Raw genomic sequence first — 12,875 nt, forward strand, 5'->3', positions numbered from 1 at the left:
TGCGCGGCCAAAGAGCACCAGCCAGGTGCCGCCGTCGATCGGCTCGACCGTATGTCCGGCGAAGTCCCGTCCCTCGCGTTCCGGTTCTGTCAGCGCCCCGGCGCTCGCGAGCAGCCGGACGTCACGGTCCGCGCCGCCGTCCGGATTCCCCCGGGCACGGTGGCTGCCGGCGACATGACCGGCTGAGGTTGAGCCGGCCGCACCTGGACCGGCCGCACTTGAGCCGGCTGCGGCGGCGAACCCGCCGCCCCGGTGAACACCGCGGCGGCGCGCACCCCGAAGACGTCCAGCGCCTGCTCCAGCAGGCTGGCCACAGTGTCCTCTGACCGGGTCGCCCCGCGGGTGAGGTCGCCCAGCGTTGCCGCTTCGGCCCGGGCGCGGGCGGCCTCCTTGGAGCGGCGGGCGGACCGGTCCACCACGCCGGCCACTGCCACGGACACTCCGACGAACACGCCCAGTGAGAGCAGGTCCTGGGGGTCGTGGATGGCGAGGTCGCCCACGGGCGGCGTGGAGAAGTAGTTGACCAGCAGGCTGCTCCAGAGCGCACCGGCGACGGCCGGCCACAAGCCGCCGACCAGGGCGACGGCCACGGCACCGGCAAGCTGGAGCAGGGCGGCGGTGGCCACGCTGTGATCGAAGGAGGCCAGCAGCAGCTGCATCAGTACGGGAACCGCGGCTGCGAGGACAAACCCGACGCCCACACGGACCCGGCCGAGATCCCGTTGCCTTGTTCGGCCTGCACCGCGGCCGGCCTGGGGATGGGGCACCACCTGCACATCGATGTCTCCGGCCCCGCGGACAATCCGGGACTCAGAGCCGCCGGACGCGAACGGGGCCATCCTCCGGCTGCGGGACTGGCCGATGACGATCCTGGTGGCGCCGACGTTCGCGGCGAACTCGAGGAGCGCCCGGGCAGGATCCGGTGCCGCGACGGTGTGGTAGCTGCCGCCCAGCTCCACGATGAGCCGGCGCTGGGCTTCGAGGGCCTGGGGCGATTCGCCGGAGACGCCGCCGGCGGAACGGACATGGACCGCGATCAGCTCCCCCTCCCCGGAGGCACCGAGGATCCTGGCCGCGCGGCGGATCAGGATCTCCCCCTCACCTCCACCGGACAAGCCAATGACAATCCGTTCCCGTGCCATGACGCCATTCTTTCACCAGTGCGGGTTCATGTGGCCCCGCGGGCCGGCCGGCGCGGGCCGGCAGCATGGCGTGCCTCACACCGGCGTTAAGGATCCGTCAAGATACCGAACAAACCGGCGGAGTCCCGCGGGTCCGGTGCTAGTTTCGGCTGTGCCCGCGGCGCCGTGCTGCGTGCTGAAAGGCCCCATGACCACCATGACCCGTCCGCCCGCGGACCCCTCGGCGCTCCGGCCCCACCGGCAGGCGCGGCTCAAGAGCTGGCTGCTCCTGGGCCTGCAGGACAGCAAGGGATCCCACCAGGGGCCCGGCGGACTGACCGCGGCGCACGAGCGCCGTCACCCGTGGTGGCAGGTCATGTGCCTGACCGGGGTGGACTACTTCTCCACGCTCGGTTACCAGCCGGCCATTGCGGCGCTCGCGGCCGGAGCCATTTCTCCGCTGGCCACGCTTGTCTTGGTTGCCGTCACGCTTTGCGGGGCACTGCCCGTGTACCGCCGGGTAGCCGGCGAGAGCTCCCGCGGCGAGGGATCCATTGCCATGCTCGAGCGGCTGCTGCCGCGGTGGGGCGGCAAACTCTTCGTCCTGGTGCTGCTCGGCTTCGCGGCCACGGACTTCATGATCACCATGACCCTGTCCGCCGCGGATGCGACAGCGCACCTCGTCCAGAACCCGTACTCCCCCGGCTGGCTCCACGGCCAGGAAATCCCGGTGACGCTCGTCCTGCTGGCTCTGCTCGCCGCGGTGTTCCTGCGCGGGTTCAAGGAGGCGATCGGCATCGCCGTCGTGCTCGTGGCCGTGTATCTGGGCCTGAACGTCGTCGTGGTGGCGAGGACCGCCGTCGAGACCCTGACCCATCCGGCCGCCGTCGGTGACTGGTGGCGGGCCCTGGCCACGTCCCACGGGAATCCGGTCCTGGCCGTGGGCATTGCCCTGCTGGTGTTCCCCAAGCTGGCGCTCGGCCTGTCCGGCTTCGAAACCGGGGTCGCGGTGATGCCGCAGGTCCGCGGCCACGCGACCGATACCCTGGAGAACCCTGCCGGCCGCATCCAGGGCACACGCCGCATGCTGACCACGGCGGCGCTGATCATGAGCGCCTTCCTGATCGCGAGCAGCTTCATCACGGTGATCCTCATTCCGGGCCCCGAATTCGAACCGGGCGGGCAGGCGAACGGCCGTGCCCTGGCGTTCCTGGCCCACGAGTACCTCGGGTCGGGCTTCGGCACCGTCTACGACGTCAGCACCATCGCCATCCTGTGGTTCGCCGGCGCGTCCGCGATGGCCGGGCTGCTGAACCTCGTCCCCAAATACCTCCCCCGCTATGGGATGGCGCCCGAGTGGGCCAAGGCCGTCCGGCCCCTGGTGCTGGTGTTCGCGGTGATCGCTTTCCTGGTCACCATCCTTTTTGAGGCCGACGTCGATGCCCAGGGCGGCGCCTACGCCACCGGCGTCCTGGTGCTGATGACGTCCGCGGCTGTTGCCGTGGCGCTCTCGGCCCGCCGCCGCCAGCAGCGGAAACGGACCTTCGGATTCGGCCTGATCGCCCTCGTGTTCATCTACACCACCATCGTCAATGTGGTGGAACGGCCCGAAGGGATCCGGATCGCCGGGTTCTTCATCGTGGGCATCATTGTCATCTCGCTGCTTTCCAGGATCGGGCGGTCCTTCGAACTCCACGCCACCCATGTCCGCCTGGACAGGACCGCCCTGGAATTCGTGGCGGCGGACGACGACGGCCCCATGGGCATCATCGCCCACGAACCCCTGAGGCTGAGCGCCGACGCGTACCGGCAGAAACTGACGTCCGCCATAGAGGTCAGCCACCTGCCGGTCGACTACGAGGCGCTGTTCCTGGAAGTGATCGTGGACGATTCCTCCGACTTCGAAACCGAACTGCAGGTGCGCGGAGTGGTCCGGCACGGCTACCGGATCCTGGAGGTGCACGGGCCCGTGGTGCCCAACACCATCGCCTCCGTGCTGCTGCACATCCGGGACGTCACGGGGCTCATGCCGCACATCTACTTCCGCTGGACCGAGGGAAATCCCGTGGTGAACCTGCTGCGCTTCCTGTTCCTGGGCGAAGGCGAGATCGCACCGGTCACCCGCGAAGTGCTGCGCGAAGCCGAGCCCGACGTCACAAAGCGGCCCTGGGTCCACGTGGGATGAGTGCGGGAACCGCTGCTGGGCCGTAGGCTCGTGGCATGGCGAGATTCTTTGATGTTCACCCCGAGGACCCACAGCCGCGCGCGATTTCCCAAATCGTGGATCTCCTTCATTCGGGCGGCCTGATCGCCTACCCCACGGACTCGTGCTACGCCCTCGGCGCGCAACTGGGCAACAAGGAGGCACTGGACCGGATCCGGACCATCCGCCAGCTGGACAGCAAGCACCACTTCACGCTGGTCTGCCGCGACTTCGCCCAGCTGGGGCAGTTCGTGAACATCGGCAACGATGTGTTCCGCAGCATCAAATCCGTGACGCCGGGCAGCTACACCTTCATCCTGCCGGCGACCAAGGAAGTGCCGCGGCGGCTCCTGCATCCGAAGAAGAAAACGGTGGGCGTGCGCATCCCGGACCACAACTTCGTGCAGGCCCTCCTGGCCGAGCTGGGGGAACCGCTGCTGTCCAGCACGCTGCTGCTGCCGGACGAGGAGGATCCGCTCACGCAGGGCTGGGAAATCAAGGAGCGGCTTGACCATGTGGTGGACGCCGTCGTCGATTCCGGCGACTGCGGCGCGGAGCCGACCACCGTGGTCGATTTCTCCAGCGGCGTGGCCGAGGTGGTGCGCCGGGGAACCGGCGATCCGTCGCGGTTTGAATAGGCGCCGGACTACTCCGGCTTCTTGGCCCGGCTCGGCTGCACCCGCGGCGGCTCGCCCGGCATCTTCGGATAGTCCGGCGGGAACGGCAGCTCGCCCAGACCGTCGTTGAGGTCGCGTTCCCACCACTCCAGCAGCTGGGCGACGGTGCCCGGATCCGCATTCATGCCGGCCCACGGATCCCCCACCGTTTTCAGCCGTTCCGGCACCGTGAGGATGGTGAAGTCCTTCGGATTGACGCTCTCGAGCTCGTCCCAGGTGATCGGACATGAAACCGGGGCATGGGCCAGAGCGCGAGGACTGTAGGCGCCGGCAATGGTGCGGTCGCGGTTGGCCTGGTTGAAGTCCAGGAAAACCCGCTCCCCGCGCTCTTCCTTCCACCAGTTCGTCGTGACCTTGTCCGGCATCCGCCGTTCCAGCTCCCGGGCGGCGGCGATCACGGCGTGCCGCACGTCCAGGAACTCGTGCGTCGGTTCAATCGGGGCGTATACGTGCAGCCCGCGGTTCCCGGACGTTTTAATGAAAGCGTTCAGCCCCGCCTCGGCCAGCACTTTCCGCAGCTCCAGGGCCGCAGGGACGGCGTCGTCGAAGTCCGTGCCGGGCTGCGGGTCCAGGTCGATGCGGAGCTGGTCCGGGTTGTCGGAGTTTTCGGCGCGCGAGGGCCACGGGTGGAACACCACAGTGTTCATCTGCACTGCCCACACTGCGGCCGCCGGTTCGTCCAGGACCAGCTGGGGATGCGAGCGCGCGCTGGGATAGATCACCTTGACGGACCGGATGAAGTCCGGCGTCCCCTTGGGCGGATTCTTGGAGAAGAACTGCTCGCCGTCCACGTTGTCCGAAAACCTCTGGAGCGAGACCGGCCGGTCGCCGTTGGCGGCGATGAAGGCCTCGCCGACATCCACGATGTAGCGGGCGAGATCCAGTTTGGTCAGGCCCAGCTCCGGCCAGAGGACGCGGCTGGGACTTGAGATCCGCATGTCCCGGGGTCCGTTGGGTCCGTCGACGGTGAGGATGGTCTGTTCGCTGGCCATGGGGACAACCTACCCTGCGCGGCCCGCGACGTCAGTACCTTGGCGCGCGCCGGTGCATCTGTAAGGATGTGAACTGACCGGGCGCCGCTGGCCGCCGAAAAATCGTCAAAGGGGACCCACTTCATGGTTGAATCCGCGAGTCTGGACCAGGCATCCGGCGACCAAGCGCCCGGAGACCACTTGCCCGGCCATCAACTGCTCAGCGTCGCTGCCGAGCGGGCAGGCATCCGGCTGGGGGACCCGGACTGGACAGACTACGAGCGGCGCTTCGACCGTCACTTCCCTGACTTGTTCCGGCTCTTCCACCAGCTTTACGGCTCGCGGCCGGACTGGCAGGAGCATCTGACGTCACTCCTGGTGGAGACCGCCCGCTCATGGAAGGACCGGCCCGCCGACCTGAAGGTCCTCGACGCCGAGCGGGACGGCACCAGCGACTGGTTCCAGTCCAACCGCATGCTCGGCGGCGTCTGCTACGTGGACCGGTACGCGGCTGACCTCGAGGGCGTCCGCGCACGGATCCCGTACTTCAAGGAACTCGGCCTGACGTACCTGCACCTGATGCCGCTGTTCCTGGCCCCCGAACCGCTGTCCGACGGGGGTTACGCCGTCTCCAGCTACCGGGAGGTCAACCCCAAGCTCGGCACCACGGAACAGCTGCGCGAGTTGGCTGCCGAGCTGCGGGCCAACGGCATCAGCCTGGTGGTCGACTTCATTTTCAACCACACCTCCAATGAGCACGAGTGGGCACGGAAGGCGGCGGAGGGGGACCCCCGCTACAGCGACTACTACTGGATCTTCCCCGACCGCGCCATGCCCGACGCCTATGAGCAGAACGTGCGCGAGATCTTCCCGGAGGACCACCCGGGTTCTTTTGTAGAGCTGCCGGACGGGCGGTGGGTCTGGGCAACGTTCCACACCTTCCAGTGGGACCTGAACTACTCCAACCCTGAAGTCTTCCGCGCCATGGCCGGGGAGATGCTGTTCCTGGCCAACCTGGGCGTGGACATCCTGCGGATGGACGCCGTGGCCTTCATCTGGAAGCAGCTCGGAACTTCCTGCGAGAACCTGCCGGAGGCCCATACCCTGCTGCAGGCGTTCAACGCTGTCTGCCGGCTCGCGGCTCCGTCCCTGCTCTTCAAGTCCGAGGCGATCGTGCACCCGGACGAAGTGGCGCTGTACATCGATCCGGCGGAGTGCCAGCTCTCCTACAACCCGCTGCAGATGGCGCTGATCTGGGAGGCCATGGCCACCCGGAACGTGTCGCTGCTCGCGCAGGCCCTGGAGCGGAGGCACAACATTCCGGACGGCACCACCTGGGTGAACTACGTCCGCAGCCACGACGACATCGGCTGGACGTTTGCCGATGAAGACGCCGCCGAGCTCGGGATCAACGGCTTCGACCACCGGCGGTTCCTGAATTCCTTCTACGTCAACCGGTTCCCGGGCAGCTTCGCCCAGGGCGTCCCGTTCCAGGACAACCCGCGCACCGGAGACTGCCGCATTTCAGGGACCACCGCCTCCCTCTGCGGCCTGGAGGACGGCTCCCCCGAGGCGATCCGCCGGATCCTGCTGGCCCACTCGGTCGCCTTCAGCACCGGCGGCATCCCACTGCTGTATCTGGGCGACGAAGTGGGGCAGCTCAACGACTACCAGTACGCCATGGAGGACGGCCACGAGGCCGACAGCCGCTGGGTGCACCGGCCGCAGTTCCCTGCCGAGCGCTACGCCAAGCGGACGGACCCGGCCACTCCGGAGGGGGCAGTCTTTGAAGGCCTGCGGCGGATGACGGCGGTGCGCTCGGGCACTCCGGAGCTGGCCGGAACGCGCCTCCTTCCGTTCGCCACGAACAACCGCGGCGTGCTCGGCTACCAGCGACCCGGTGAGGGTACCCGGATCCTTGCCCTGGCCAACTTCAGCGACGATCCGCAGGTGGTCTCGGCGGAGACGCTGTCCGGATTCGCCGCCGAGGCACTGGACCTCTTTTCCGGCACAACGGTCCGGATCGACGAGGGCATCGTCCTGCGCCCGCAGGATTACGCCTGGCTCCGGGTTATGCCAGCAGGCTAGGCGGTGAAGCCGGCCAGCGGAAGGATGGCCTCGCTCGGTATGGGAGGGAACAGGTTCTCCAGGGCCACCACGAATCCGGCCCCGGGCGCGCCGACGGCTTCCATCACGTCGACCACCCACCGGGAGATCCCGTCCAGGTTGGAACCGGTGCCGGAGGCCGCAGCCGCGGCTGTCATGCCTGCGCCTCGGTGCCCGCCGGCGTGGCGTCGGCGCCGAAGGCAGCGGTGCCCAGAAAGACGGCGGCCGCCATGGCGGCAAGAACCGAGCGGAGCGTTCCGCTTCCAACAGTCAGCGGGGCGATGGGTCGGTACGTGATCATGATGGTTCCTCCTGGCGGTTCGGGCTTCTGCCTCCACTCTCCCGCCCGGAGCTAGCCTGCAACTTTCGCTGGTCTGTGTGCAGGCTGTGTACGCCAATCCGGCATTATGGACTCATGCCCATCGCTGAATCCCCCGTCACGATCGCCGTCGGTGACGTCCAAATTTCCGGAGCCTATGCCCGGCCGGACGCACCGTTCGCCACCCTGGTTGTTGCCCACGGAGCGGGCGCCGGCATGGAGCATCCGTTCCTGCGCGGCTTCACCCGCGCGCTGAACGACGACGGCGTCGCCACCTTGCGCTTCAACTTTCCGTACCGCGAAGCGGGCCGGAAGTTCCCGGACCGGCCGCCGGCCGCGATCGCCGCCTGGCGGGCCGTCATGGCCGAAGCGGCGGCCCGGTCTGCCGCCCATTCCGGAGCGGAGCCGCTGTGGGCGGCCGGGAAGTCGTTCGGCGGGCGCATGGCGTCGATGGCGGTGGCCGAGGGGATGCCCGCCGCCGGCCTGGTCTACCTCGGCTACCCCCTGCATCCGCCCGGCAAGCCGGAAAAGCTCCGCGACGAGCACCTGTACGGACTGACGACGCCGATGCTGTTCCTCCAGGGAACCCGCGACACCTTCGCCACGCGGGAGTTGCTGGAGGGTGTGGTCTCGCGGATCGGCCCGGCAGCGACGCTGCAGTGGTGCGAGGGCGGCGACCACTCCTTCGCCGTGGCCGGCACCAAGCGCAGCGCCGAAGAGGTCGGGGCCTCGCTCGCGGCCCCGGTCGCGGCCTTCATGCGCGCCAGCAGCTGAACGCGGAGACCCCAATTCGCGAACTCACGCATTCGCGGCAGCCGGCGCCACGTTGCCCGGTATGGGCTCGTGCCGTAGGTACGTGCGGCGGAACCGGCCGGTACCCGAGGTGAGGCCGCGGAGCTGGACGGCGTAGCGCAACAATTCCTCGTCCGGAATCTCGGCGGTGACTTCCGTGATTTCGCCGCCCGCCGACGTCGTTCCGGTCACCCGCCCCCGGCGGGAGGACAAGTCACTCATCACGGAACCGACGTACTCGTCCGGTGTGCTGATGGTGACCGCCGAGACGGGTTCCAGCAGCTGTATCCGGCCGGCGGCCGCGGCCTCCCGCAACGCGAGCGCACCCGCCGCCTGAAACGCGGCATCCGAAGAGTCAACGCTGTGGGCCTTGCCGCCGACCAGCGTCACGCGGATGTCCACCACCGGGAATCCCGCCGAGACGCCTTTCTGCATCTGGGCGCGGACGCCCTTCTCGACCGACCCGATGAACGTCCCGGGGATGACGCCGCCTACGGTCTTATCAACAAACTCGAAGCCGGCGCCGCGTTCGAGCGCCTCGACTTCGATGTCACAGATCGCATACTGGCCGTGCCCGCCGGACTGTTTGACGTACCGCCCGTGCCCGGTGGCCGGCGCCGCAAACGTCTCCCGCAGCGGCGTCACCACCTGGACGGTCTGGAGCTTCACACCCTGATCGCGCAGCCGGTCCAGCACCACCTCGCCATGGGCCTCGCCCATGCACCACAGGATGAGCTGGTGGGTTTCCGAATTGCGCTCGACGCGGAGGGTCGGATCCCCGGCGGCAATCTTGCCCAGGCTCTTGGCGAGGGCGTCCTCGTCACTGCGCGTGGCCGCTTCGACGGCGACAGGCATGAGCGGCTCCGGCATTTCCCAGGCCACCACCAATAGCGGTGTCTCCTTGGCGGAGACGGTATCGCCGGTCTCGGCGTTGCCCAGTTTGGCGATCGCGCAGATGTCACCGGCCACGCAGTACGGCACCGGCCGCAGGCTCGCCCCCAGCGGCGAGTACAGATGCGCGAGCCGTTCGTCGCTGTCGTGGTCCTCGTGGCCACGCTCCGCCAATCCGCGCCCGCCCACGTGCACGGCCGCGTCCTCCCGCAGGGTGCCCGAGAAGATGCGCACCAGGCAGATTCGTCCGAGGAACGGATCGATCGTGGTGCGCACCACCTCTCCCACCAGGGGGCCGCCGGGATCACAACTCAGCGGGCCGGCCGGCGAGCCGGCAAGGTCCGTCACGGCCGGCAGGTCATGCTCCAGCGGCGACGGGAACGCCCGGATGAGCATGTCCAGGAGCTCCGTCATGCCCAGTCCCGTCTCCGCAGAGGCGGCCAGCACCGGAAAGAACGATCCGCGCGCCACGGCCGTTTCCAGGTCGCCCACCAGGACGTCGACGTCGATCTGCTCGCCGCCCAGGTAGCGGTCCATCAGCGACTCGTCCTCGCTCTCGGAGATGATCCCTTCAATCAGCGTCCCGCGTGCTTCCTCCGCGGCGGCCAGCTCCTCCGGCGTGGCATCGCGGACAGCCGGCTCCGCACCGCCCTCGGCATAGTCCGAAACGGTCCCGGAGAGGAGCCCCAGCAGGCCGGTCGTCGTACCCTCCGTACGGATGGGGAGGTATGCCGGCACCACCGAGTCGCCGAAGGCACGCTGGCACGCGGCGACGGCGGCCTCATAGTTGGCCCGCGGATGGTCCAGCCGGCTGACCACTACTGCCCGGGGCGTACCAAGCTGATCGCATTCCGCCCACAGGGCAGTGGTGGCCGCGTCGATGTCGTCCAGGGCCGAGACCACGAACAGTGCTGCGTCAGCGGCGCGCAGCCCGGCGCGCAGTTCGCCGGTGAAGTCTCCGTAGCCCGGGGTATCGAGCAAATTCACCTTGATGCCGTCGACTACCAGCGGCGCGACGGAGAGCACCACGGAGCGCTGCTGGTGGACCTCGGACGGTTCGGAGTCGCTGACGGTGGTGCCGTCAACAATCGAGCCCATCCGCGTGATGGTTCCGGCGGCGGCGAGCAGCGCCTCGAGCAGCATCGTCTTGCCGGCCCCCGAGTGCCCCACGAGCGCCACGTTGCGGATCTTCTCCGGCGTGTCTGCCGGTGCGCCCGCGGACGCATCGGGCCGCCGGAGATCGGAACTGCCGCGGCCGGGGCCCTTGCCCCGGCCATTAGTGCCTTTCACAGACATCGTCGTCTCCTGGCATCCTGGTGGTCAGCCGCCGTGCGGCCTTTGTAAAAGATTCGACACCCTCGGACGGCGTTGAGCAAGAGGGCAACGTTGTGTACGCTCGTACACATGGCGAATTACTTCGCGGATGATCCGCGCACAAACCGGGAGCGGATGCTCGCAGGCGACTTGTACATTTCCGATGACCCGGACAACGAGCGCGAATCCAAACGGGCCGTGAAGCTGCAGTCGGAGTACACGGCAGCCTATGCGGAGGACCCGGACGGGGCGCGGCCCATCCTGGCGGACCTTCTGGGTTCCCTGGGCGACGACGCGCACATCAAGCCGCCGCTGTACGTCGACTACGGCACGTTCATCACGGTCGGGGCCCGCACGTTCATCAATTACAACCTCACGGCCCTGGACGTGGCCCCGATCATCATCGGCGAGGACTGCCAGATCGGTCCGAACGTGCAGCTCCTGACGCCGACGCACCCGGTCGAGCCCCAGCCGCGGCGGGACCGCCTGGAAGCTGCAAAGCCGATCACCATCGGCGACAACGTGTGGCTCGGCGGCGGCGCGATCGTCCTGCCCGGCGTCACCATCGGTGACAACTCCGTAATCGGCGCGGGGGCGGTGGTCACGAGGGACGTCCCGGCGAACTCCGTGGCGGTAGGGAATCCCGCCCGCGTTGTCCGCGAAATCTGACCCCGGTGGCGACGCGCCGGTTTGATCCGGACAGGCGGGACCGGATCATCGATTCGGCCCTCGAGGTCATCGCTGCCCGCGGAGTGGCGGGCACGTCGCACCGCAAGATCGCCGACCATGCCGGAGTGCCCCTCGGCTCCATGACGTATCACTTCACGGCCATGGACGAGCTTCTGGGGGAAGCATTCAGGCGCTTTGCGGAAACAGTCGCCGACGGCTTCGAGGTCCGGCTGGGCAACGCGGCCAATGCGGATGCGGCACGGCAGGCCGTGGTGGACCTGATCCACGTCGACCTGCTGGACAGCCAGCGGGACCTGGTCCTCACGCTCGAGCTCTACACGCTCGCCGCCCGCGAGCCGGTGTTCCGCGAGATCACGCGGGACTGGATGAGCCGGAGCCGGCATGCCCTGGAGCGCCATTTTGACCCTGCCACCAGCAGGATGCTCGACGCGCTGATCGAAGGGCACTTCATCCACGCCGCTCTCGATACCGAACCCCATGACCGCTCCATCACGGTGGACGCCGTCAACCGCATCACGGCCGTACCCTCAAGCCCAAACGACGCTCCCGGAAAGTTCTGACCGAATGACCCTCACCTTGAACACCAACGTCAAGGCCGCCACGGTGGCCACCTTCCTGGTCTTCGGCATGAACGGGCTGGTGTTCGCCAGCTGGGCGGCGCGCATCCCGGCCGTAACGCAGACCCTGAACCTGACTTCCGGACAGATGGGCACGCTGCTGCTGTGCATCGCCGTCGGATCCCTGGTTGCCCTGCCGTCCGCGGGGTGGGTGGTGGGCCGGATCGGCACAGCAAACACCATCCGCGGAGCTGGCCTGCTCGCGGCTGCCGCCGCAGCGGGCATCGCCTTCGCCCTCATGGCAGGTTCCGTGCCCACCACCGCCGTGGCCCTTTTCTTCTACGGCATGGGAATCGGGCTGTGGGACGTCGCGCAGAACATCGAAGGCGCCGACGTCGAGCACCAGCTGGGCCGCACCGTCATGCCCCAGTTCCATGCCGCCTTCAGCGGCGGAGCCTTTCTCGGCGCCGTGATCGGGGCGGCCCTGTCCGCCCTGGGCGTCGGGCTTCCGGAGCACCTGCTGGTCATTGCGGTCATCGTGGTTGTCCTGTCCCTGACCGCGCCCCGCTACTTCCTGCCTGCTGAACCGGCCGGCGTTTCCGGCCCCGCGGCGGACGCCCCCGCACGGCACGCCAAGGCCCCCACCGCCTGGAAGGACGGCCGCACCCTGCTCATCGGCGTCGTGGTGCTCGGCGCCACGCTCACCGAGGGCGCCGGAAACGACTGGATCGCCAAGGCTGCCGTGGACGGCCTGGGCGCCATGGAGTCCACCGGCGCGCTCTTGTTCGCGCTGTTCGTTGCGGCAATGACGCTCATGCGCTTCCTCGGCGGCCGGGCGATCGACAGGTTCGGGCGCGTGGCGGTGCTGCGGGCCAGCATGGCAGCCGCCGCCGTGGGGCTGGCCCTGTTCGTCTTCGCCGGGAACCTCGTCCTGGCCGGTGCGGGGGCAGCGCTCTGGGGCATGGGTGCCGCCCTGGCCTTCCCGATGGGCATGTCTGCGGCCGCCGATGACCCCCGGCACGGTGCGGCGAGGGTGTCGGTCGTCTCCACGATTGGCTACGTGGCGTTCCTGGCAGGACCGCCGCTGCTGGGCTTCCTCGGCGACCTCACCGGCATCCACCTGGCCCTGTTGGCCATCGGCGCGCCGATCCTCCTCGCCCTGTGGCTCGCCCGCGCGGCGGAGCCGCTGGCCACCGAGTCAGCCCTTAAATGACGCCCGCCCTGACGCGGCCAG

General features: G+C 68.6%; 11 protein-coding genes and 1 pseudogene. 7 read left to right on the forward strand and 5 right to left on the reverse strand.

Annotation, left to right across the window (positions count from 1 at the left end; all coding sequences use genetic code 11):
- Positions 1-89: 89 nt before the first annotated feature.
- Positions 90-1,142 carry a DUF4118 domain-containing protein gene (locus B1A87_RS24625; RefSeq protein WP_313902464.1) on the reverse strand — a complete coding sequence of 351 codons (1,053 nt, stop codon included), beginning with the start codon at positions 1,140-1,142 and terminating at the stop codon, positions 90-92.
- Positions 1,143-1,329: 187 nt separating this feature from the next.
- Here B1A87_RS24625 and B1A87_RS08310 point away from each other — a divergent pair, with 187 nt between their 5' ends.
- Complete coding sequence (locus B1A87_RS08310) at positions 1,330-3,306, forward strand: amino acid transporter (protein ID WP_078029330.1); 1,977 nt, start codon at positions 1,330-1,332, stop codon at positions 3,304-3,306.
- 35 nt (positions 3,307-3,341) lie between these two features.
- On the forward strand, positions 3,342-3,962 hold the full coding sequence (locus tag B1A87_RS08315; RefSeq protein WP_078029329.1) for an L-threonylcarbamoyladenylate synthase: 621 nt from the start codon (positions 3,342-3,344) through the stop codon (positions 3,960-3,962).
- An 8-nt stretch (positions 3,963-3,970) separates the two neighbouring features.
- Here the strand turns inward: B1A87_RS08315 and ligD are convergent, their stop codons facing one another.
- On the reverse strand, positions 3,971-4,993 hold the full coding sequence (gene ligD / locus B1A87_RS08320) for a non-homologous end-joining DNA ligase (RefSeq protein WP_078029328.1): 1,023 nt from the start codon (positions 4,991-4,993) through the stop codon (positions 3,971-3,973).
- A 123-nt stretch (positions 4,994-5,116) separates the two neighbouring features.
- Between ligD and B1A87_RS08325 the strand changes: the two genes are divergently transcribed.
- Positions 5,117-7,060: an amylosucrase gene (locus B1A87_RS08325; RefSeq protein ID WP_078029327.1), complete on the forward strand. Its 1,944-nt coding sequence runs from the start codon at positions 5,117-5,119 to the stop codon at positions 7,058-7,060.
- Here B1A87_RS08325 and B1A87_RS08330 read toward each other — a convergent pair.
- Together B1A87_RS08330 and B1A87_RS22935 are read right to left on the reverse strand one after the other, a co-directional pair.
- A pseudogene (locus B1A87_RS08330) lies at positions 7,060-7,236 on the reverse strand (DedA family protein); the annotation flags it as partial. The gene B1A87_RS08325 and the pseudogene B1A87_RS08330 sit on opposite strands and share 1 nt — an antisense overlap.
- On the reverse strand, positions 7,233-7,379 hold the full coding sequence (locus tag B1A87_RS22935) for a hypothetical protein (RefSeq protein ID WP_185982285.1): 147 nt from the start codon (positions 7,377-7,379) through the stop codon (positions 7,233-7,235). The pseudogene B1A87_RS08330 and the gene B1A87_RS22935, both read right to left, overlap by 4 nt.
- Positions 7,380-7,493: 114 nt before the next feature.
- Here B1A87_RS22935 and B1A87_RS08335 point away from each other — a divergent pair, with 114 nt between their 5' ends.
- A complete protein-coding gene (locus tag B1A87_RS08335; RefSeq protein ID WP_078029325.1) occupies positions 7,494-8,171 on the forward strand; it encodes an alpha/beta family hydrolase in 678 nt (225 codons plus the stop codon).
- A gap of 24 nt (positions 8,172-8,195) precedes the next feature.
- Here the strand turns inward: B1A87_RS08335 and B1A87_RS08340 are convergent, their stop codons facing one another.
- Entirely contained in the window at positions 8,196-10,376 is a 2,181-nt protein-coding gene (locus B1A87_RS08340; RefSeq protein ID WP_078029324.1) for an elongation factor G-like protein EF-G2, read from the reverse strand.
- 108 nt (positions 10,377-10,484) lie between these two features.
- Between B1A87_RS08340 and B1A87_RS08345 the strand changes: the two genes are divergently transcribed.
- The 3 genes from B1A87_RS08345 to B1A87_RS08355 are packed head-to-tail and all read left to right on the forward strand — an operon-like array spanning position 10,485 to position 12,854.
- Positions 10,485-11,063, forward strand: a complete 579-nt coding sequence (locus B1A87_RS08345; RefSeq protein WP_078029323.1) for a sugar O-acetyltransferase — start codon at positions 10,485-10,487, stop codon at positions 11,061-11,063.
- Between the two features lie 5 nt (positions 11,064-11,068).
- Positions 11,069-11,644: a TetR/AcrR family transcriptional regulator gene (locus B1A87_RS08350; RefSeq protein ID WP_078029322.1), complete on the forward strand. Its 576-nt coding sequence runs from the start codon at positions 11,069-11,071 to the stop codon at positions 11,642-11,644.
- 4 nt (positions 11,645-11,648) lie between these two features.
- The gene (locus B1A87_RS08355) at positions 11,649-12,854 is read left to right on the forward strand and encodes an MFS transporter (protein WP_078029321.1); all 1,206 of its coding nucleotides are present in this window, start codon (positions 11,649-11,651) and stop codon (positions 12,852-12,854) included.
- The last annotated feature ends 21 nt before the right edge of the window (positions 12,855-12,875 follow it).

This window comes from Arthrobacter sp. KBS0703 (genome assembly GCF_002008315.2).
Taxonomy (GTDB): domain Bacteria; phylum Actinomycetota; class Actinomycetes; order Actinomycetales; family Micrococcaceae; genus Arthrobacter.

What these genes read in the sequence shown, in the direction of transcription:
- B1A87_RS24625 (WP_313902464.1), bottom strand. Translation starts at nt 1,142, where the DNA reads ATGGCACGGGAACGGATTGTCATTGGCTTGTCCGGTGGAGGTGAGGGG.
- B1A87_RS08310 (WP_078029330.1), top strand. Translation starts at nt 1,330, where the DNA reads ATGACCACCATGACCCGTCCGCCCGCGGACCCCTCGGCGCTCCGGCCC.
- B1A87_RS08315 (WP_078029329.1), top strand. Translation starts at nt 3,342, where the DNA reads ATGGCGAGATTCTTTGATGTTCACCCCGAGGACCCACAGCCGCGCGCG.
- ligD (WP_078029328.1), bottom strand. Translation starts at nt 4,993, where the DNA reads ATGGCCAGCGAACAGACCATCCTCACCGTCGACGGACCCAACGGACCC.
- B1A87_RS08325 (WP_078029327.1), top strand. Translation starts at nt 5,117, where the DNA reads ATGGTTGAATCCGCGAGTCTGGACCAGGCATCCGGCGACCAAGCGCCC.
- B1A87_RS22935 (WP_185982285.1), bottom strand. Translation starts at nt 7,379, where the DNA reads ATGATCACGTACCGACCCATCGCCCCGCTGACTGTTGGAAGCGGAACG.
- B1A87_RS08335 (WP_078029325.1), top strand. Translation starts at nt 7,494, where the DNA reads ATGCCCATCGCTGAATCCCCCGTCACGATCGCCGTCGGTGACGTCCAA.
- B1A87_RS08340 (WP_078029324.1), bottom strand. Translation starts at nt 10,376, where the DNA reads ATGTCTGTGAAAGGCACTAATGGCCGGGGCAAGGGCCCCGGCCGCGGC.
- B1A87_RS08345 (WP_078029323.1), top strand. Translation starts at nt 10,485, where the DNA reads ATGGCGAATTACTTCGCGGATGATCCGCGCACAAACCGGGAGCGGATG.
- B1A87_RS08355 (WP_078029321.1), top strand. Translation starts at nt 11,649, where the DNA reads ATGACCCTCACCTTGAACACCAACGTCAAGGCCGCCACGGTGGCCACC.